Raw genomic sequence first — 19662 nt, 5'->3', positions numbered from 1 at the left:
GCGGGGAGCACTACTCGCGCGGATCCAGCGGGTTGATGCGATGGACGATCAACGGGTCGGCATTGGTGAACGGGAAGTCGGGCAGATCTTCGATGTGCACGTTGAACGTCGCGGCGAGTACCTCGCGCGAGTATGCGCTCGCCGATGCGCGGTAACCGATGTCGCCGGGTGTCGGCTGGTCGAAGAAGATCGCGAAGTGCAGATCCGGCGCATCGACCACCTCGATGTGGTGCGGATACGCGCGCGGGATGAAGTACATGTCCCCCTGTTCGAGATACCAGGTGTCCAGTCGCCCGTCGGGATCCATCACGGTCATTCGGGAACTTCCCGACGCCACGTAGCCCATCTCGGCGGTGATCGGATGCCAGTGCGGTTCGCGCATGCCGTCTTCCCGGATGCGCAGCGAGTACATCGACAGATCCTTCAGTGCCGGCCAGAACTGGACGCGCGCCAATCGGGCTGATCCGACCGCACTACCCACAGGCGGGTTCTGAGCTTCGACGGCGAACTTGTGCGGATCGTTGAACTGCGCGCCGGCGGGCACCGACGGCTCCCCCACGCGCGCCGCCAATCGCCGGTCGGTGGTACTGCGCCGGATTTTCGCGAAGTCGGCGGCCGGAAGGTCGTAGGTGTTCCCGAGCACCGCATCGGTCATGGCGCCGAAAGCCGCACCGAAACCGAAATCCTCGGGCCGTTCGTGACGGAACGCCAGGATGAATTCGGCCCGTTGTTCACCGATGTTCTCGATGTGGTGCAGCGAACCGGAGTCGACGTGAAACATCTCGCCCGCGCGAATGACGAAGGAGGAGAATTGACTACCGCTGTCGAGAACGGACACCAGGGAGGTACCCGAGACACAATATGTGAGCTCGTTGGCGTTGGCGTGCCAGTGCGGCGTTCGCATCGCACCGGGATTGAGAACCAAACGCTTGATCGACATTCCCGCCAAGATGGGCAGGGTGTCGGCGGTGACCCGGCGCATCGAACCGTGTTCGGATTCCTCGACGATCTCGCCGTCGAGCAACGAGGTCGAATGCCGGCTTCGCTCGAGCTTCACGGTCATGTGAATCGGATCCTCCCCCGCTGCCCCGACTGTTCTTCATCAGTACCCGGACCGGCTTCAGATCCAGGCAGTTTGACGTCACTGTGAGTAAGCCGACCAGGTCAGATCGTATCCCGGGGACTCTCGCCACGCGGTGAAAGCCGGGGAATCGTCGGGCAGCATCAGGGGAACAGCGAGATCTGCGCGCCGGCCCGCGATCAAGCGTCGTTGGTCCAACCACCAGTCCGCGTCGCCCAGTGTGGTGATGCTCATGCTCACCGCCTCGGCGTTGTCGACCGATCCGACAACCGGTGGTTCGGCGTTCACCGGATTGATGGTGAAAACCCCACTGGAGCCTAAGGTTCCGCTGCCGACCGGATTCGCCACCACCGTATAGGCCTGACTGGTCTTGGCCACCGCATACCACATACACATCGTGTTGGCGGGGAATCCATGCGCGAAGAGTCCTTCCGACTCCCGCAATGGGCCGCCGTAGCTGCCGTCCCAATGTGACGGTACCGCAATCAAATCGGCTCGGCGCACCGACAAGACGCCGCTGGCCTCCGGAAATCGCACATCCGCACAGAGCAGCAGCCCGATACGGCCTATCGCCGTGTCGAACACCGGTAGGTCGTCACCGGGCGTGGCCCACGTGTACGACGGGTCGAGATGGCATTGGCGGTAGGTTCCGGCGAGCCTGCCGTCGGGCTGCACCAGCACGGCGGTGTGGAAGAGTGCGCCGCCGTCGTGCTCGACGTGACTGCCGACGACGAACCGACGCAGCCGGATCGCGAAATCCGACAACACCTGAACGGTGCGTCCCAGCCCGGATTCGGCCCACCGCGCCGCGGTGTCGGCGTCGGTCGGGACACCGCTGAAGGTGAACGCGGGCAGTACCGCCAGGCCGTCGCGGGCGTCGGCGGTCTGCAATTCGAGGACACGATCATTGGCACGCCCGATATTGCCTTCGACATCACCGGTGACCAGCTCGTACTGGACGGCGGTGACCGAGATCCGGTGCGACTCACGGGATGCCTGAGTGTCGGTGGGCGCCCGGTGGAACGCGAGGTCGCGGTACAGCTCGGGACGCCGGCGTGACAGCGTCGCCTTCTGGTCATTCGCGTAAAGAGCCGGGTCGATTTCCCCGTAGAGGATGGCGCCGGGGTTGGCAGCGGTGAGGTTCTGCTCGGTGGCCGGGAGGTGCCCGGTGCGGCGTCCGTCGGCCTGCCAGATCGATGCCGAACCCCCGTACACGACGGATATACCGGTGGTCGGATTGCTCTCGACGTTGTTTCGGTCCGCGGCGACCATCGCGAGGCCGTTCCACGCCGTCAGCTGCTGAACCGCGGCGATCGTCGAATGGTTGCCCTTCGACTCGGCACCGAGCTGGGTCAGGACCCGGTCGCTGGAGCAGATGTAGGCAATCAGGTCTGCGCCTTTGACGGCGGCCAGCCGACCGGGCTCCCAGTAAGTGTCGTCGTAACAGATCACCATGGTGATGCGGCCCAGTTCCGTCTCGAACACGGGATGGCCGGTGTTGCCCGGCGTGAACCAAAGGATGTCGCTCGGGTTAAGGCCGCTTTTTCGGTACTTCCCGATATATCCGTCAGGCCCGACGAGTGCGCCGGTGTTGTAGGTCAGCTGAGTGAGGGGGTCGATCTCGGCTATCCCGATGGCCACGTAGCACCCGTGCTTGGCACATACGGCCGCAAGAGCGTTCGTCCCGCTTCCGGGCACGGTGTCCATATAGGGCAGGAACTGCGCCAGGTCGCGGTAGATGTAACCGGACAGGGCCGCCTCCGGGAGCACGATCAACTTCGCGCCGTTCGTAGCGGCTTCCTCGGCAACAGCGCATGCACGCGCGATGTTGCGATGGAACTCGAAGAGCTCCGGGTTGAATTCGACCGCAGCCACCTTGAATGGTGTTGCGTTCACCTCGTGCCTCCTCGGTTCGGTTGATCCGCGCGCACCGTGGCCGGCGGCTAGCCGAGCGCCGGAATGACCTCGCGTTCGAACAGCTCGACACCGGACCGGTCGTAGGCCGCTTCCGGGAAGTAGAGGATGGCGTACTCGCAGCCGAGGTCGCGCATCTTGGCCAGCTTCTCGATGACCTGATCCGTTGTTCCACAGGCAGATTCGGGGGCTGTAACGGTCTTCAGCATCGCATTGACCGCGGGTTCGTCGGCTGCGGCCACCTGCCGATCGCGGACCCGGGCGACCCTGTCGGCGACGTCGGCCTCGGAGTCACCGATCACCGCGTTGAAATTGGCCGACCGCACGATCGCGTCGTAGTCGGTCCCGACGTCACGGCAATGGTCGGCGAGCACCTGGGACTTGTGCGTGAATCCCTCCGGCACGGAGGTGAAGTTGGTGTACTGGGCGTATTTCGCGGCGATCCGCAGCGTGACCTTCTCCCCGCCGCCCGCAATCCACAGCGGAATACCGTTGGGCTGTAACGGTTTAGGCTCCATTATTGCACCCTCTACCTGGTAGTGCTTGCCCTCGAAGCTGACCTTGCCGTCGCGCCAGGCATCACGCATGATCTGGACGCCCTCGTCGAGTCGGCCCAAACGCACGCCGGCAGACGGGAACCCGTAACCGTAGGCACGCCACTCGTGCTCATACCAGCCACCACCGATGCCCATCTCTGTCCGCCCGCCGGAGATGACGTCGACGGTGGCGGCGACCTTGGCCAGGTAGGCGGGATTGCGGTAGCTCATCGCCGTGCACATCTGCCCGAGTCGGACCCGCGACGTGACCGCGGCGTAGGCCGACATCAGCGCCCACGCTTCATGAGTGGCCTCGGCGGTGGGAACCGGCACCGTGTGGAAGTGGTCATAGACCCACACTGAATCCCACGCGCTGCGGTCGGCGTACACGGCGAGATCGCGCATCACCGACCAGTGTTGTTCGGTGGGGATGCCCACCAGGTCGAGTCGCCAGCCCTGTGGGATGAAGAAGCCGAAGCGCATGACCCCCGACTCTAGGTGACGCCGGGGCGAGTTCGGCGCCGAAGTTCGCAGTCCGGGGTCCCGCAACCATCACTAGTTAGCTGCACTCGGCATAGTCTTCAAGCAGCACATAGCCTTTCAGTTGCAGCCGACCCTCGCCGACAGGGCGCGATCCGCTTCGCTGAGCGGCCGGCGGTGTTGTATGGTGTGGCTCACACAACCGATACGATGTGATGTAGACCACACAGGAGGCGGCCGTGGCCCGTGACCGGATGACGGGAATGCAGACCCATCCAGGGCGCCCGGGCGGAGCCATCGGGGTTCGATGGGTCCACGGACTGTTGCTCGCGGTGATCGCCATCGCCGCGGTCGTCGGCATCGTCAGCACCGCCGCGATGGGACAGACGCCGATCGCCATCGCGATCGGGATCGTCTCACTCGCCTTCTTCTCGCGGATCGGCTGCTGACCTTCATTGCCCGGGCTTGTCGGTGGGCGGGTCTAGCCTGGCGAGATGGCCCTGTCCAAGGAAGAACGCGAACAGTTCCTGGCCGAACCCCACATCGCCGCGCTGTCGGTCAGTGCCGGTGACAAGCGGGGTCCGCTCACCGTGCCGATCTGGTACCAGTACGCCGTCGGTGGCCAGCCGTGGGTGCTGACCGGCGACGGGTCCCGCAAGCACCGGCTCATCGAGGCGCAGGGCGAGTTCACGTTGATGGTCGAGCGCGTCGAGCCCTCGGTGCGCTACGTCGCGGTCGACGGCCCGGTCAGCAGCATCGAGCGGGCCACCGATGACCACCTCGTCGAGATGACGAAGCGCTACCTGGCGCCGGAGAAGGTCGACGCCTACCTCGAGTACGCCCGCCGTGAACACGGGGAGGGCGTAGTGGTCGTCATGAGGCCCCGACACTGGTTGTCGGCAGACCTCGGCGCCATCTGAGCCGATGGCCTCGAGACAGCGGCTCTTCACCGCGTTCTACCGCTTCGGATTCACGCCGTGGGACGGACATCCTCTGCCTCGCAGTCTGATCGAACTCGTCGACGGCGCGGACCGGCTGCATCCGGGCAGCGCGCTTGATCTCGGCTGCGGAACCGGCGACAGCTCGATCTTCCTGGCGAGGAATGGCTGGGCGGTCACCGGTGTCGACTACGTCGCGAAGGCCGTGGGCAGGGCGCGCGCCAAGGCCGAGGCCGCGAAGGTGAACGTCACCTTCAGCCGTGGCGACGTGACGCGGCTGTCGAGCGAAGGCATCGGCACAGGTTTCGATCTCATCCTCGACAGCGGCTGCCTGCACGGGATGAGCGCCGACGACCGCGCCGCCTACGTCCGAGAGGTCACCGCGGTGGCCGCGCCCGGTGCCCGGCTGCTCATCGTCGCGTTCGTGCCCGGCGGTTCGTTCGGCGTGCCCGGCATCGACCCGGACGAGGTGGCGCACCGGTTCGCCGGCGGCTGGACGCCGTTGTCCTCCGGAGATGAGGCCGCGATGAACCACAACGGTAAGAACCCGGCGCGGCACTACCTGTTCGCGCGCGCCTCGTAGAGCGACGCGACGGCCGGCAGGCTGACCTTGAGCGCCGGATTGCGCGGCAGTTCGTCGACGACCGCGAACGCGACGGGCACGGTGTACACCGGCAACGCTGAGCGGACCAGTTCGGCGAGCTCGCCCTCGGACGGTACGGGCAACCCCGGCGTCACCTCGATCGCCGCGAACGGCACCTCCCCCAGGCGCGCATCGGGCACCCCGACCACGCAGACGTCCCGTACCGCAGGATGTGAGATCAACACCCGCCGAACGGTTTCGGGCAGGATCTTGAACCCGCCGCGGTTGATCGCCCCGTCGGCGCGGCCGTGCAGGAAGACGAACCCGTCGGCGTCGATGGAGGCGATGTCGGTGGTACGGATCCAGTCCGCACCGATCGGCGCGACCTTGGCCTCGAGCAGACCCTGCTCACCCGCTCGAAGTGGCGCACCGGTGTCGGGGTCGACGACGCGCAATCGGGTGTCGGGCAGGGCACGCCCGACGCTGTTGCGCTTGGCCGTACCGAACTCTTGTTGCAGATCCGGTGTCCACGCGCACAGCGAACCGGCGAATTCGGTTGCGCCGTAGGCCAACATGATCGGAACGCCGTACCTGGACTCGAATGCGTCGCGCGTTTCGGGGTCCAAGGGTCCCGACGCGCTGATCAGGAAGTCCAGCGACGCGAGGTCCTCCTTGGCTACGTCGGCGTCCAACAGCATCCGGATGACGGCGGGCTGCACGCCCGAACGGGTGATGCCGTGCCGCTTCACCGCGTTCACGTAGCCGTCGACGGTAAACCGCTCGAGCATCACGATGCGCCGCGCGTTGTAGACGCCGGCGATGAGTTGGCAGACCCCGATGCCGCCGAACTGCCAGTACGCCATCTCCGGCGGGGCGTCGGCGGGTGCGGACTCCCCGCTCGTGACGCTGAACACCGTGCGTCGCAGCACCGGTGTCCTGATCGACTGGCGCTTCGGCGGTCCGGTGGTGCCGCTGGTCAGAATCTGCAGGGCCACATCGGGTTCGGCGACCGCGTGGGACCGGGACTCGTCGCGGCGCTCCAAGCCCGGCACCGCCGAGACAGCGGGCGACTGCAGCGAGATACCCACACCCGCACTGCCTGCACGCCTGGCGGCCGCCACGACCGGTGTCGTCCAGTCCTCGACATCGGCGACCACCGCCGACAACTCGAGCTTCTCGATGTCGCGACCGATCGCCTCCGGCGACTGGAACGAGTAGACCATCGACACGGTGCGACCGGCGGCCAGGAACCCGATGATCACCGCGGCGTGCGGCAACCGGTTGCGCACCACGAGGCCGACCGGCGCATCGTCGGATACCCCGGCCTCGCGCAGCAACTCTGCGACGGCATGGCCGTATTCGGCGACCTCGGCACCCGAGTACCACCGACCTTCGAACTCGATGCAGGGCTTGTCGCCGTAGCCGGCCAGTCCCGCGGCGAACTCGTCGGTGAAGGTCACGGCGTCAGGCTAGACGATCCGGTGATGCGACCACCCGCACTCGGCACGCTCCCCTCCCGCTGTGTCAGGTCGACATGCCCAGCGCGGCCAAGGCTCCCTGCACGGTGACCCGCCGCAGCTCATCGTGATCGGCGTCAGGGAACTGCAGACAGCAGTCCTGCATCCCGCCGAGGGCGATCACCGCGCGCGTCGACTGCTCGAGCGTGGGCCGGTTGCCGAAGATCAGCCTGCCCAGGCGCTCACGCCAGGCCAGCAACCGGTCGATCAGGCCGAGGTCGGCCAGCGTGGTGAGTTCGGATACCACGAGCAGCAGGTCGGCGCGATGCTTGTAGTGGAAGTCGAAGTAGCCCTCGAGTAGCTCGCGCGCCGTGGCACGCCTAGCCCCCCGCCGCTTCTCGTGCGCGGTCACAAAGGCCTCGCCCTCGTCGATCAGTGGTTGCAGGATGCTGCGCACCAATTCCTCGCGCGAGCCGAAGTGGTAGTACAGCGCGGGCTTGGTGATACCCAGGCGGTCGGCGATGTCCTGCAAGCTGGTCCGCTGCACACCCTTCTGCGTGAACAGCTCCCTGGCCACGTGCTGGATGCGCTGACGGGTTTCGGAGGGCGGCCGCGACACCTACCCACCCTAACTGACTTAACGGTTGGTAAGCTCACTTGCGCTGCCTTACCGATCGTTAAGTAAGTGAGGATCGACATGCGAGTTCTCGTCTCCGGCGCCAGCGTCGCCGGCCCGGTGCTGGCCTACTGGTTGACCCGCGGCGGGTTCGACGTCACGGTCGTCGAACGCGCCCCGGCGCTGCGCAAGACCGGCGGCCACGCCGTGGATCTGTTCCGTCCGGCGATGGAGATCTCCGAACGGATGGGTGTGCTGCCCGCCATCGAGCAGCATGCCACCGGCATCGACCTGCTGACGGTGCACCGGCCGTGGGGACGGCGGCCGGTGCACATCGACAACCGCAAGCTCATCGCCGCGATGTCCGACCGACATGTCGAGATCATGCGCGACGATCTCAGCGAAATCTATTTCGACGCCGGCCGCGACGATGTCGAGTACGTGTTCGGCGACGAGATCACCGCGATCACCGACGACGGCGAAGTGTCGTTCCGTCGGGGTGCGGCAAGGAGATTCGACCTCGTCGTGGGCGCCGACGGGTTGCATTCCGGCGTGCGCAGGCTCGTGTTCGGCGACGCGGTGACAGAGGACTTCCTCGGCGGCTACCTCTCGGTGGTGTCGGTGCCCAGGTCGTTCGCGCGCGAGGGCGTAGGAAACAGCTACTTCGAACCCGACCGCATGGCGATGGTCTACACCGCCCGCCATCTCGACGACGCGCGCGCGGTCTTCCTGTTCCGGCCCGACGCGCCGTTGGACTACGACCATCGCGACGTCGAGCGCCAGCAGGCACAGCTGTGCGCGGCGTTCACCGGGATGGCCGCCGAGGTGGACCGCTGGTTGGAGGAAGTACCGCGCACGCCTGCGTTCTACTTCGACGCGATCACTCAGCTCACGATGACGACGTGGTCGCGGGGATGCGTCACGCTGGTGGGCGATGCGGGCTACTGCCCGGGTCCCGCGGTCGGGGGCAGCACCAGCCTCGCGGTGTACGGCGCCTACGTGCTTGCGTGCGAGCTCGTCGCAGCGGGCGGTGATCACACGGTCGCCTTCCCCGCCTACGAGCGCACGATGATGCCGTCGGTGCTCGGCAGCCGGTCGCTGGCCAGGGTGAACGCCAAGACCATCGTCCCGCGGTCGCGCATCGGCCTTCGGGCGCTCGTCGGCGTTGCCCGTGCGATCTCAATCCTTCCGCTGGGCGTCACCAAGGCGGTCGCTCGCCTCAACCGCAGGGGCGTGCGACTCTACGACAATATGCCACTGCCCGAATACGCTGAATCCCCCGAAACCATTGCGGCTCCGGGGGAATCGGCGTCGTGACTATCCGGTCAGAGAGGCCGGCGGGTTGAACCGCTCGCCGTAGCGGGCGGCCAGCTCCTTGGCGCGTGCCACGAAGGCCTCCTTGCCGACACCGCCTGCACCCTGGTAGCCGACGATGAACTGCGCCGAACCACCGGTGTAGGGCGGGAAGCCGATGCCCATGATCGAGCCGATGTTGGCGTCGGCGGTCGAGGTGAGCACGCCCTCGTCGAGGCACTTCTGCGTCTCGAGCGCCTCGGCGAACAGCATCCGGTCGATCATGTCCTGCAACGGAACATCGGCGGTGCCGGACTTGAACGTCTCGCGCAGCCCCGGCCACAGACCGGTGCGCTTGCCATCGACGTACTCGTAGAAACCGGCGCCCTTCAGCCGTGACGGTCGACCGATCTCGATCATCTTCTCGACGACCGCCTCGGCCGGGTGCGGCTCGTAGGTGCCGCCGGTGGACTCGACGCCCTTGCGGGTGGCGACGGCGATCTTGTGCATCAGCTCGAGGTTGAGCTCGTCGGACAGCTGCAGCGGCGCGGCCGGGTAGCCGGCCTGCGCACCGGCGGCCTCGATCGACGCCGGCTCGACGCCCTCGCCGAGCATGGCCAGCGCCTCGTTGACGAACGTGCCGATCACGCGGCTGGTGAAGAAGCCGCGGCTGTCGTTGACCACGATCGGCGTCTTGCCGATCGCCAGCGTGTAGTCGAACACCCGGGCCAGCGCCTCGTCAGAGGTCTTCTCGCCCTTGATGATCTCGACCAGCGGCATCTTGTCGACCGGCGAGAAGAAGTGGATGCCGATGAAGTCCTCCTGGCGCTTAACCCCGCTCGCCAGACCGGTGATCGGCAGCGTCGAGGTGTTCGAGCCGAGCAGTGCGTTGGGCTCGACGATGTCCTCGATCTCCTGGAACACCTTGTGCTTGAGATCCTGGTCCTCGAACACGGCCTCGACGACGAAGTCGACACCCTTCAGATCGGCCGGGTCACCGGTCGGGGTGATGCGGGCCAGCAACGCGTCAGAGCGCTCCTGCGTGGTCTTGCCTCGCTCTAGGGCCTTGGCCTCCAGCTTCTCGGAGTAGCCCTTGCCCTTGGCGGCGGCTTCCGCACTCACATCTTTGAGCACCACTTCAAAACCCGCCTTGGCCGACACATAGGCGATGCCCGCCCCCATCATGCCCGCACCCAGCACTCCGATCTTGTTGATCTTGACCGGCTCGATGCCGTCGGGCCGTGAGCCGCCGCCGTTGATGTACTGCAGATCCAGGAAGAACGCCTGGATCATGTTCTTGGCGGTCTGACCGGTGACCAACTGGGTGAAGTAGCGGCTCTCGATGCGCGATGCGGTGTCGAAGTCCACCTGCGCCCCCTCGACGGCCGCGTCGAGGATCGCCCGCGGCGCCGGCATCGGCGCACCCTTGAGCTGCTTCTTCAGCAGCGCCGGGAACGACGGCAGAATGCTCGCCAGGCCGGGCGAGGCCGGGGTGCCGCCGGGCATCTTGTAGCCCTTGGCATCCCACGGCTGAACGTGGGCATCGGGATTGGCCTTTATCCAAGCCTTGGCGGCCGGGACCAGTTCGTCGACCGACGACACGAGTTCGTCGACCAGACCCGTCTCCTTCGCCTTCGCGGGCTTGAACCGGGTGCCCTGGGACAGCACCTCCATGAACGCCTTCTGGATGCCGAACATCCGCACGGTGCGGGTGACGCCGCCGCCGCCGGGCAGCAAGCCGAGCGTCACCTCGGGCAGGCCGATGACCGAGCCCTTCACGTCCGCGGCGATGCGGTGATGGCACGCCAGTGCGATCTCCAGGCCACCGCCCAGCGCCGCGCCGTTGATCGCCGCGACGACCGGCTTACCCAGCGTCTCGAGCGCGCGCAGGTCAGCCTTGATGCCCTCCACCTCGTCGAAAGCCTCTCCGGCGTTATCGGGGCCGACGTTCATCATGCCCTTGAGATCACCGCCGGCGAAGAACGTCTTCTTGGCGCTGGTGATCACCACGCCGGTGATCGAATCCTTCTCCGCGACAAGGCGTTGGACGGCCTTGTGCATCGACTCCTTGTAATGCTCGTTCATCACGTTGGCCGAGCCGGTCGGGTCGTCCAACGTCAGGGTGACGATGCCGTCGGCATCCTTGTCCCACTGAATAGTGTTCTCTGCCATCGTCTTTCCTTAGACTCGCTCGATGATGGTGGCCACGCCCATGCCGCCGCCGACGCACAGCGTCACGAGCGCGCGACGGGCGTTGCGACGCTCGAGCTCGTCGACCATGGTGCCTGTGATCATGGCGCCGGTGGCGCCCAGCGGATGGCCCATCGCGATGGCGCCGCCGTTGACGTTGAGCTTCTCGTCGGGGATGTTCAGGTCCTTCTGGAACTTCAGCACCACCGATGCGAACGCCTCGTTGAGCTCGAACAGGTCGATGTCGTCGACCGTCAACCCGGCGCGATCGAGCACCTTGCGGGTGGCAGGCGTCGGGCCGGTGAGCATGATCACCGGATCGCTGCCGCTGGTCGCGGTGGCGACGATGCGTGCCCGTGGGGTCAGATTCTGAGCCTTTCCTGCGCTCTCTGAGCCGACGAGCACCAGCGCGGCGCCGTCGACGATGCCCGAGCTGTTGCCGCCGGTGTGGACGTGGTTGATCTTCTCGACCCAGTGGTACTTCTGCAGCGCCACGTCGTCGAATCCGCCCATGGCGCCGATGCCGTCGAACGCGGTCTTCAGCTTGGCCAGGCCCTCGAGCGTGGTGTCGGGACGCATGTGCTCGTCGTGATCGAGGACCACCAGGCCGTTCTGGTCGCGCACCGGTACCACCGACTTGGCGAAGTAGCCGCCCGACCACGCCGCGGCAGCGTGCTCCTGGCTGCGCAACGCGTAGCGGTCGACGTCCTCGCGCGAGAAGCCCTCGATGGTGGCGATCAGGTCCGCGCCGATGCCCTGGGGGACGAAGCCGACGACGTAGTTGGTCTCGGGGTCGGTCGCCCAGGCGCCGCCGTCGGAGCCCATCGGCACGCGGCTCATCGACTCGACGCCGCCTGCCAGCACCAGGTCGTCCCAGCCCGAACGCACCTTCTGCGCGGCGGTGTTGACGGCCTCCAGGCCCGATGCGCAAAAGCGGTTGAGCTGTACGCCGCCGGTGGTGTCGGGCAGGCCCGCGGCAAGCACCGCGGTGCGGGCGATGTCACCGCCCTGGTCGCCGACCGGCGAGACGACACCGAGGATGACGTCGCTGATCAGCGTCTCGTCGAGGTCCGGGTGGCGTCGGCGGATCTCGTCGACCAGGCCCGTCACCAGGTTGATCGGCTTGATCTCGTTGAGCGCGCCGTTCTTGTTCTTGCCGCGGGGGGTGCGGATGGCCTCGTAGATGAAGGCTTCTTCAGACATGTGGGGCAGCCTAACAGCCCAAACCAACCTGTTGGTTGGGCAGTCCCGCTTGCGCCGAGGGCCACTTGTTCGTCTTCACCAGGCCTCCGTACCGCTACCGTGGCCGCGTGGACGTCGTCCTTGGGCTCGACATCGGCACCGGAAGCACCAAAGGCGTTCTCACCGACACCTCGGGCATCGTGCTCGCCACCGAGACCGTGCCGCACTCGATGGACCTACCGCGACCCGGGTGGGCGGAGTTCGACGCAGAGGTGTGGTGGCGCGAGGTCTGTGACATCAGCCGGACGCTCATCGCCCGCATGCCCGCCGAAGGTTCGCTCGCAGCGGTCTGCGTCAGCGGGCTCGGACCCTGCCTGGTGCTCTGCGATGCCGACCTGCGTCCCCTCCGGCCCGCGATCCTGTACGGGATCGACACGCGCGCTATCGTCGAGATCGAGTCGCTCACAGCTGAATTCGGTTCAGATGCAATTCTGGAACGCGGCGGTAGCCTGCTGACCAGCCAGGCCGTCGGCCCCAAACTGGAGTGGGTCCGCCACCACGAGCCGGAGGTGTTCGACAACGCCGAGAAGTGGTTCAGCGCCCACTCCTACATCGTCGCCAAGCTCACCGGCGAATACGTTCTGGACCATCACACCGCGAGCCAGTGCGACCCGCTCTACGCGACCCCGAAGTTCGAGTGGAACATCGACTGGGCGCAACGCATCTGCGGGCATCTGCCGTTGCCCCGGCTGGTCTGGCCGGACGCTGTGGTGGGGTCGGTCACCGCCTCGGCGTCGACTGCATCCGCCATCCCGGCGGGGACCCCGATAGTGGCGGGCACGGTCGACGCCTACGCCGAGGCCTTCTCGGTCGGGGTCCGCCGGCCAGGCGATCTCATGCTCATGTACGGGTCGACGATGTTCATGGTGCAGATCACCGCTGACTACCACTGCGACCCGGCGTTGTGGACGACCGCGGCGGTGGAGCACAACAGCTACGCGCTGGCCGCGGGCACCGCCACCGCGGGCAGCATGATCACCTGGTTGCAGGCCACGACCGGGAACGCATCGTTGGACGAACTGACCGCCGAAGCGCTGGTGGTACCGCCTGGCTGCGAGGGCCTCCTGATGCTCCCCTACTTCAGTGGCGAGCGAACCCCCCTCTTCGACCCGAACGCGCGCGGATTGCTTGCCGGGTTGACGCTGCGCCACGGACGGGGACATCTGCTCCGCGCAGCCTACGAAGGCATCGCCTTCGGTGTACGCGACATTCTCACGCGATTCGACGACGCGGCGCCCGGTGGCCGACTGGTGGCCGTCGGCGGCGGACTGAGCAGTCCCATCTGGGCGCAGGCGGTCAGCGACATCACCGGCCGCGCGCAGTCGATCCCCGAGCAGACGATCGGTGCCGGCTTCGGTGGCGCCCTGCTGGCCGCGATCGGCGCCGGACTGGTGCCACAGGACAGCGATTGGACCCGCATCGCCCGCAGAATCGAGCCGGATCCGGGCCGCGCCGCGTTGTACGACGGCCTTTACCGGACATGGCGCGAGCTCTATCCGGCCACCGTGACACAGATGCACCGGTTGGCGGCCATCGTCGCCGAGTGAGCGCCACCGCCTAGGCTCGACACCCATGACGGTGCGGCGGCTGCAGCCCTATGCGGTGACGATCTTCGCCGAGACGTCCGCGCTCGCCGCGCGCATCGGCGCGGTCAACCTCGGCCAGGGCTTCCCCGACGAGGGCGGCCCGCCGGCCATGCTCAGAATCGCCGAGAACGCGATCGCCGCGGGCGACAATCAGTACCCGCCGGGTCTGGGCATCGCTCCGTTGCGGCGGGCCATCGCGGCGCAGCGCAAGCGGGCGTACGGCACCGAGTACGACCCCGACACCGAAGTGCTGGTGACCGTCGGCGCCACCGAGGCGATCGCGTCGGCGGTACTCGGCCTGGTCGAGCCGGGTTCGGAAGTGCTGCTGATCGAGCCGTTCTACGATTCCTACTCCCCCGTCCTCGCGATGGCCGGCTGTGAGCGGCGGGCGGTGCCGATGGTCGCCGACGGGCGCGGATTCCGCATCGACGTCGACGGCCTGCGCGCCGCGGTGACTTCCAAGACCAGGGCGCTGATCCTCAACTCTCCGCACAACCCGACCGGCATGGTCGCCGGTCACGCCGAACTGCGCGGGCTGGCCGAGTTGGCCGTCGACAAGGACCTGCTGGTGATCACCGACGAGGTCTACGAGCACCTGGTCTACTCGGACCCTCCCGGCCACGCTCATCGGCCGCTTGCCGACTATCCCGGCATGGCCGATCGCACGATCACGATCTCTAGCGCGGCCAAGATGTTCAACGTCACCGGCTGGAAGATCGGATGGTGTTGCGGGGCAGCCGATCTGATCGCCGGTGTGCGCGCCGCCAAGCAGTATCTGACCTACGTCGGCGGGGCGCCGTTCCAGCCCGCGGTCGCACATGCGCTGGACAACGAGCAGGACTGGGTGGCGGCGCTGCGGGATTCGCTGCAGCACAAGCGCGACCGGCTCGGCGCCGCACTGACCGACGTGGGGTTCGAGGTGCACGACAGCCACGGCACCTACTTCCTGTGCGCCGACCCCCGCCCGCTCGGGTTCACCGACAGCGCCGCGTTCTGCGCCGAACTCCCGCACACGGCCGGCGTCGCCGCCATCCCGCTGACGGCGTTCTGCGACCCCGCCGCCGAACACGCCGGAGCGTGGAACCATCTGGTGCGCTTCGCGTTCTGCAAGCGCGACGACACCCTCGAGGAGGCGATCCGCCGACTGCAGGTGCTACGCCGGCGCTAGCGCCGCGACTTCTTCCACCGGTCGATGACCGCGGGCAGCTCGGCCAGCAGGAATGAGTAGAAGTCACGCATCTCGGTAAGACGTTGGTGCGCGGCGCTGTTCGACGACGTGGCAGAGATGCCGTCGGCGGCCGCCTGCTGAATCGCCGCGAGGATGGTGTTCTGCGTCGTGTACAGCACCGCCCACGCGTCATCGCGCAGGCGGTAGTGGTCGCGGCGGCTTCCCGGCGCGGGCACGCGCTCGACCAGGCCCACCGAGATGAGCATCTTGACCGCCCCGGATATCGCGCCCGCGCTGGCACCCAACCGGTCCGCCAGCTCGCCGGCCGTCATCGTCGGCCGGTCGGTGAACAGCAGTGCGGCCAGCACCCGCGACGTCATTCGCTGCAGCCCATGGCTGGTCAACACCAGCGCGAGCGCTTCGGCCGGGTCTGCCGAGTCGGGCCCCTCCGTCATGACCGTCTCCATACAGTGTTCACAAATTTCTGAAACTTCAGTATAGTGCGTTCAGGTGCTCCGGGAAGTCTGGTCGGAACGAAATACCCGCATGTGGGTCGGACGGTGTCCGGCCCGTCGTATCCGAAAGGCGTGAGCACCACGATGAATCACGGTGGCAAGTCCTCACCACCAGGTCAGACCGACGTCGTCATCGAGGTCCGGGACCTGTCGTTCGCCTATCCGGGCGCCGACGCCCCGGCGGTTCGTCAGATGGACTTCGAGGTCCGTCGCGGGGAGATCTTCGGCTTTCTCGGACCCAGCGGCGCCGGCAAGTCGACGACCCAGAAGCTGTTGATCGGCCTCCTACGGGGGCACCGCGGCCAAGTCTCGGTATGGGGCCGTGAACCCGCCGCCTGGGGTCGGGACTACTACGAACGCATCGGGGTGTCGTTCGAACTGCCGAACCACTACGGCAAACTCACCGCAGCCGAGAACCTGAGGTTTTTCGGCTCGCTCTACGAGGGCCCCATCCGGGACCCGCTCGACCTGCTCGAGATGGTCGGTCTGCACGGCGACGCCGACGCCCGCGTCAGCACCTTCTCCAAGGGCATGCAGATGCGGCTCACGTTCGCCCGGTCGCTGCTCAACAACCCCGAACTGCTGTTCCTCGACGAGCCCACCTCCGGCCTCGACCCCGTCAATGCGCGCAACGTCAAGAACATCGTGCTCGACATGAAGGCGCAGGGCCGAACGGTCTTCCTCACCACTCACGACATGGCCACCGCGAACGAGTTGTGTGACCGGGTGGCGTTCGTCGTGGACGGCGCGATCGTGGCTCTGGACACGCCTGCCGAGTTGCGGATCGCGCGCAGCCAGCGGAAGGTGCGTGTCGAATATCGCGGTGACGCCGGCCATCTGGTCGCCGAGGAGTTCGCCATGGACGGTTTGGCCGATGATCCGGCCTTCCACTCGGTGTTGCGCGGCCACCACGTCGAAACGATCCACAGTCGGGAGGCGACCCTCGACGACGTGTTCGTCGAAGTGACCGGCAGGTCGCTCGCATGATGCGCCTGGCAACGGCTATTCGTCTGGAACTGGTGCTGCAGAACCGCCAGCGGTTTCTGCATGCCGCGGTGTTCTCCGGGCTGATCTGGTTGGCCGTTCTGCTTCCGATGCCGTCGAACCTGCGTGCGGTGGCCGAACCGTACGTGCTCCTCGGCGACATCGCCATCATCGGGTTCTTCTTCATCGGCGGGTCGGTGTTCTTCGAGAAGCAGGAACGCACGCTCAGCGCCGTGATCTCCACTCCACTGCGATTCGGTGAGTACCTGGCCGCCAAAGTCGCGGTGCTGAGCGCCCTTTCGCTGTTGATCGCCGTCACCGTGGTGTCGATCGCTCACGGGCTGGCCTACCGACCGCTCCCGTTGCTCGCCGGCGTAGTACTGGGGACGATGCTGATGCTGATGACCGGCTTCATCACGTCGTTGCCGTTCGCGTCGGCCACCGACTGGTTCCTGTTCGGCACCGTGCCGATCGCGATCATGAACCTGCCGATCCTCCACTACTCAGGCCTGTGGCCTCATCCGGTGCTCTATGCGGTGCCCACGCAGGGACCCCTGATGCTGCTCGGAGCGGCGTTCGACCAGGTTGACCTGGCGCCGTGGCAGGTCGGCTACGCGATCGTCTACCCGCTGGCCTGCCTCGCGGTACTCGGCTGGGTCGCGCGGGAGATGTTCGACCGCCACGTGGTGCAGAAGGCGGGCGCATGATGGCCACCACCGTCACGAAAGCCTGGAAGGCGTTCGGCCGCAACGATCTGCGCGGCGCCTACCGCGACCCGCTGCTGGTCATGCTGGTGTTCGCACCGGTCATCTGGACGACCGCGGTCGCTGTCCTGACGCCCCGCATCACGACGATGCTCGACGACCGCTACGGCTTCGACCTGACGCCCTACTACCCGTTGATACTGACCGGCTTCCTGCTGCTCACCAGCATCATCATCGCGGGCTCACTGGCCGCATTCCTGATCCTCGACGAGGTCGACGCGGGAACACTTCTGGCGCTACGCGTCACACCCGTGTCGATGGGGTCGTTCTTCGGCTACCGAGCCGCCACGGTGATCACGGTGACAACGGCTTATGTCGTGGCCACGCTGTCGTTCAGCGGGATACTGCGTCCCGGTCTGCTGCCTGCGCTGTTTCCCATCGGGGTGCTGGCCGGGTTGTCGGCGATCGTCACCCTGCTGTTGATCGTCGCGATGGCGGGCAACAAGATTCAGGGGCTGGCGGCAGTGCGCGGTTTGGGCATGCTCATCGCCGGCCTGCCCTGCCTGCCCTGGTTCATCGGCTCTCCATGGAATCTAGCCTTCGGGGTGCTACCCCCGTACTGGGCGGCCAAGGCGTTCTGGGTCGCCAACGCGGACGGGACCTGGTGGCCCTACCTGGTGGCCGGCGTCGCCTACAACACGGCCGTCGCGTGGCCGTTGTTCCGCCGCTTCGTGTCCCGCAACAGCTGAACCCACCTTCACACGTCGGTGTCCCGCCGCCGGTACCCGTGCAGGCCCACGCCGGCCAGGACCGCGGTGACGACCAAGAAGACCACGATGGCCGGCCAGTTCGGCGCTGCCGCGGGCACCGCCGCGATGTGGACGAACGGCGACGCCTGCGAGACCCAGGAGGGAGCGCCCGCGCTGTCGGCGACGACGCTGAGCAGGAAGCCGCCGACAACCGGCACCGCGCCGACGGCGGTCACGGCACCGGGCACCCACCCCACCGCCAGTGCCGCAGCACCGAGGGCCAGCAAGGACGCCGGAGCGGTATTCAGGGCGCCGGCGAAGGCGTCCCCGAAACCCAATTGCGCCTTGGTCGCAGCGGCCCCGACCCACATCGCGACCGCGGCGACGCCGTGCAGGATCAGGACTCCGGCACCGGCCACCAGGACCTCAGCGCCCAGCAGTCGGTTCCGCGACACGGGCGCGGCCAGCATCATCGCCGAGCGCCCTTCGCGCTCGTCGGCGGCGAACGCCGACAGGCGCGTCGCCGCATAGAGGCCGGCCGGAATCACCAACAAGCTGAACAGCGCCGCGGCGAACCCGGCCGCGGCGTCGAGCCCGCCCATACCGGCTGCGGCGGCCAGTTCGGCGAATCGCGGGTTCTCGGCGAAGAATTCGAGGACCGAGGCGATGATCGCGCCGACGATGAGGAAATATGCGCCGACACCGACCAGCCAGCCGAGCGTCGGCCGCACCGCGCGCCGGGCCGCAAACCCGGTGACCGACCCGAGTAGGTGTAACCGTGGTGCGCGACGGACGCGGACCGCGACCCACCCGCCGCCGACGTCACGTCCGCGCGCCGCCATCACCGCCACTGCGCCTGCCACGACGGCGAACAGCGCCAGCACCGCCAACGGCAGCATCCTGTTGTCCGCGTACGGCGCGGCCCGCGATACCAGACCGAACGGCGTCAACCATGACGCGAAACCCAGCGCGTCGACGCCGTCGGCCACCATCCGCAGCAGGACCGTCATCCCGAGAACGCCGACCGAGGCTCCGACCGCCGACGACCTGTTCGGCATCAGCTGGGCCGCCGCCAGCCCCACCGCGCCGAACGTGGCGGTTACGCCGAGGACGCCCAGCGCGTAGGTGAGCGCCCCGGCGGGATCGGTGCCCGCGGCGACCATCGCGACGCCGACCGCGGCGCTGATCACCACGGCCGCACCGGCGACCGCGACCAGGCAGCTCACCACCCCGTCGACCGTCCGTAACCGTCCGGCCAACAACAGGTCCCAGCGACCGGCGTCCTCTTCCCCACGGGTCACGCGGATCGCGGCCAGCATCAGCCAGACCGCGGCCAGGATCATCACCGGTGTTCCGGTGCGCCACACGGTGAAACCGCCAGGATCGTCCAGCGCTACCGCCGGACCGAAGAGCACCCGGATCGCCGGGTTGCTCGCCAGCGCCTCGACGGCGCGCCGGCCCATCTCACCGGAGAAGGTCGACTGATATTGCACGGCAACAAGTGCCGACATTCCCGCGCAGATCGCGGTCACGATGAGCGCGCCCCTGCGCAGCTGACGGACCATCAACCGGCCGACCACGCCGGCGGCCGTCGGCAGCGGACCCACCACCGATGGAGCAGTCACG

Annotated in this window: 18 protein-coding genes; 9 read left to right on the top strand and 9 right to left on the bottom strand. The window is 67.2% G+C overall.

Annotated elements, in window-relative coordinates; genetic code table 11:
• Nucleotides 1–10: 10 nt before the first annotated feature.
• The 3 genes from K3G64_RS12800 to K3G64_RS12790 form a co-directional block, all read right to left on the bottom strand.
• Nucleotides 11–1063, bottom strand: coding sequence for a cupin domain-containing protein (locus K3G64_RS12800; RefSeq protein ID WP_238950251.1), 1053 nt, complete (start codon nt 1061–1063; stop codon nt 11–13).
• Nucleotides 1064–1141: 78 nt separating this feature from the next.
• Nucleotides 1142–2977 carry a nitrilase-related carbon-nitrogen hydrolase gene (locus tag K3G64_RS12795; RefSeq protein ID WP_238950249.1) on the bottom strand — a complete coding sequence of 612 codons (1836 nt, stop codon included), beginning with the start codon at nt 2975–2977 and terminating at the stop codon, nt 1142–1144.
• Between the two features lie 47 nt (nt 2978–3024).
• Nucleotides 3025–4014, bottom strand: a complete 990-nt coding sequence (locus K3G64_RS12790) for an LLM class F420-dependent oxidoreductase (RefSeq protein WP_238950248.1) — start codon at nt 4012–4014, stop codon at nt 3025–3027.
• 236 nt (nt 4015–4250) lie between these two features.
• Between K3G64_RS12790 and K3G64_RS12785 the strand changes: the two genes are divergently transcribed.
• From K3G64_RS12785 to K3G64_RS12775, 3 genes are read left to right on the top strand one after another with little or no spacing between them, the layout of a single operon-like run.
• Complete coding sequence (locus K3G64_RS12785; RefSeq protein ID WP_238950246.1) at nt 4251–4460, top strand: hypothetical protein; 210 nt, start codon at nt 4251–4253, stop codon at nt 4458–4460.
• A gap of 45 nt (nt 4461–4505) precedes the next feature.
• On the top strand, nt 4506–4931 hold the full coding sequence (locus tag K3G64_RS12780; protein ID WP_238950245.1) for a pyridoxamine 5'-phosphate oxidase family protein: 426 nt from the start codon (nt 4506–4508) through the stop codon (nt 4929–4931).
• A gap of 4 nt (nt 4932–4935) precedes the next feature.
• Entirely contained in the window at nt 4936–5532 is a 597-nt protein-coding gene (locus K3G64_RS12775) for a class I SAM-dependent methyltransferase (protein WP_238950244.1), read from the top strand.
• Here the strand turns inward: K3G64_RS12775 and K3G64_RS12770 are convergent.
• Both K3G64_RS12770 and K3G64_RS12765 read right to left on the bottom strand, forming a co-directional pair.
• Nucleotides 5508–6992, bottom strand: a complete 1485-nt coding sequence (locus K3G64_RS12770) for a class I adenylate-forming enzyme family protein (RefSeq protein WP_238950242.1) — start codon at nt 6990–6992, stop codon at nt 5508–5510. The genes K3G64_RS12775 and K3G64_RS12770 overlap by 25 nt on opposite strands.
• 64 nt (nt 6993–7056) lie before the next feature.
• A complete protein-coding gene (locus K3G64_RS12765) occupies nt 7057–7608 on the bottom strand; it encodes a TetR/AcrR family transcriptional regulator (protein WP_238950240.1) in 552 nt (183 codons plus the stop codon).
• A gap of 78 nt (nt 7609–7686) precedes the next feature.
• Between K3G64_RS12765 and K3G64_RS12760 the strand changes: the two genes are divergently transcribed.
• Nucleotides 7687–8922: an FAD-dependent monooxygenase gene (locus K3G64_RS12760; protein ID WP_238950627.1), complete on the top strand. Its 1236-nt coding sequence runs from the start codon at nt 7687–7689 to the stop codon at nt 8920–8922.
• Here the strand turns inward: K3G64_RS12760 and K3G64_RS12755 are convergent, their stop codons facing one another.
• Both K3G64_RS12755 and K3G64_RS12750 read right to left on the bottom strand, forming a co-directional pair.
• Nucleotides 8923–11070 (bottom strand): 3-hydroxyacyl-CoA dehydrogenase NAD-binding domain-containing protein, encoded by a 2148-nt coding sequence (locus K3G64_RS12755; protein ID WP_238950239.1) that lies wholly within the window; start codon nt 11068–11070, stop codon nt 8923–8925. It lies immediately after the preceding gene.
• A gap of 9 nt (nt 11071–11079) precedes the next feature.
• Nucleotides 11080–12291 carry an acetyl-CoA C-acetyltransferase gene (locus K3G64_RS12750; RefSeq protein ID WP_238950238.1) on the bottom strand — a complete coding sequence of 404 codons (1212 nt, stop codon included), beginning with the start codon at nt 12289–12291 and terminating at the stop codon, nt 11080–11082.
• Between the two features lie 107 nt (nt 12292–12398).
• Between K3G64_RS12750 and K3G64_RS12745 the strand changes: the two genes are divergently transcribed.
• Nucleotides 12399–13877, top strand: a complete 1479-nt coding sequence (locus K3G64_RS12745; protein WP_238950237.1) for an FGGY-family carbohydrate kinase — start codon at nt 12399–12401, stop codon at nt 13875–13877.
• Between the two features lie 25 nt (nt 13878–13902).
• On the top strand, nt 13903–15084 hold the full coding sequence (locus K3G64_RS12740; protein ID WP_238950236.1) for a pyridoxal phosphate-dependent aminotransferase: 1182 nt from the start codon (nt 13903–13905) through the stop codon (nt 15082–15084).
• Here K3G64_RS12740 and K3G64_RS12735 read toward each other — a convergent pair.
• Nucleotides 15081–15539 (bottom strand): GbsR/MarR family transcriptional regulator, encoded by a 459-nt coding sequence (locus tag K3G64_RS12735; protein WP_238950235.1) that lies wholly within the window; start codon nt 15537–15539, stop codon nt 15081–15083. The two genes, K3G64_RS12740 and K3G64_RS12735, sit on opposite strands and share 4 nt — an antisense overlap.
• Before the next feature lie 144 nt (nt 15540–15683).
• Here K3G64_RS12735 and K3G64_RS12730 point away from each other — a divergent pair, with 144 nt between their 5' ends.
• From K3G64_RS12730 to K3G64_RS12720, 3 genes are read left to right on the top strand one after another with little or no spacing between them, the layout of a single operon-like run.
• Nucleotides 15684–16586: an ABC transporter ATP-binding protein gene (locus tag K3G64_RS12730; RefSeq protein ID WP_238950626.1), complete on the top strand. Its 903-nt coding sequence runs from the start codon at nt 15684–15686 to the stop codon at nt 16584–16586.
• A complete protein-coding gene (locus K3G64_RS12725) occupies nt 16583–17290 on the top strand; it encodes a fluoroquinolone export ABC transporter permease subunit (protein ID WP_238950234.1) in 708 nt (235 codons plus the stop codon). Before K3G64_RS12730 ends, K3G64_RS12725 begins: the two co-directional genes overlap by 4 nt.
• Complete coding sequence (locus tag K3G64_RS12720) at nt 17290–18036, top strand: ABC transporter permease (protein WP_238950625.1); 747 nt, start codon at nt 17290–17292, stop codon at nt 18034–18036. The genes K3G64_RS12725 and K3G64_RS12720 overlap by 1 nt, the downstream gene beginning before the upstream one ends.
• A gap of 8 nt (nt 18037–18044) precedes the next feature.
• Here the strand turns inward: K3G64_RS12720 and K3G64_RS12715 are convergent, their stop codons facing one another.
• A complete protein-coding gene (locus K3G64_RS12715) occupies nt 18045–19661 on the bottom strand; it encodes a polyketide antibiotic transporter (protein WP_238950233.1) in 1617 nt (538 codons plus the stop codon).
• Nucleotide 19662: the final 1 nt, after the last annotated feature.

This window comes from Mycobacterium sp. IDR2000157661, from assembly GCF_022317005.1.
GTDB lineage: Bacteria > Actinomycetota > Actinomycetes > Mycobacteriales > Mycobacteriaceae > Mycobacterium.
The sequence above is the reverse complement of the archived record's forward strand: the minus strand, read 5'-3'. Positions and strand labels throughout refer to the sequence as shown.

Coding starts and splice junctions, on each gene's coding strand:
- K3G64_RS12800 (WP_238950251.1), bottom strand. CDS start 1,063: ATGACCGTGAAGCTCGAGCGAAGCCGGCATTCGACCTCGTTGCTCGAC.
- K3G64_RS12735 (WP_238950235.1), bottom strand. CDS start 15,539: ATGACGGAGGGGCCCGACTCGGCAGACCCGGCCGAAGCGCTCGCGCTG.
- K3G64_RS12790 (WP_238950248.1), bottom strand. CDS start 4,014: ATGCGCTTCGGCTTCTTCATCCCACAGGGCTGGCGACTCGACCTGGTG.
- K3G64_RS12730 (WP_238950626.1), top strand. CDS start 15,684: ATGAATCACGGTGGCAAGTCCTCACCACCAGGTCAGACCGACGTCGTC.
- K3G64_RS12720 (WP_238950625.1), top strand. CDS start 17,290: ATGGCCACCACCGTCACGAAAGCCTGGAAGGCGTTCGGCCGCAACGAT.
- K3G64_RS12725 (WP_238950234.1), top strand. CDS start 16,583: ATGATGCGCCTGGCAACGGCTATTCGTCTGGAACTGGTGCTGCAGAAC.
- K3G64_RS12780 (WP_238950245.1), top strand. CDS start 4,506: ATGGCCCTGTCCAAGGAAGAACGCGAACAGTTCCTGGCCGAACCCCAC.
- K3G64_RS12775 (WP_238950244.1), top strand. CDS start 4,936: ATGGCCTCGAGACAGCGGCTCTTCACCGCGTTCTACCGCTTCGGATTC.
- K3G64_RS12740 (WP_238950236.1), top strand. CDS start 13,903: ATGACGGTGCGGCGGCTGCAGCCCTATGCGGTGACGATCTTCGCCGAG.
- K3G64_RS12755 (WP_238950239.1), bottom strand. CDS start 11,070: ATGGCAGAGAACACTATTCAGTGGGACAAGGATGCCGACGGCATCGTC.
- K3G64_RS12760 (WP_238950627.1), top strand. CDS start 7,687: ATGCGAGTTCTCGTCTCCGGCGCCAGCGTCGCCGGCCCGGTGCTGGCC.
- K3G64_RS12750 (WP_238950238.1), bottom strand. CDS start 12,291: ATGTCTGAAGAAGCCTTCATCTACGAGGCCATCCGCACCCCCCGCGGC.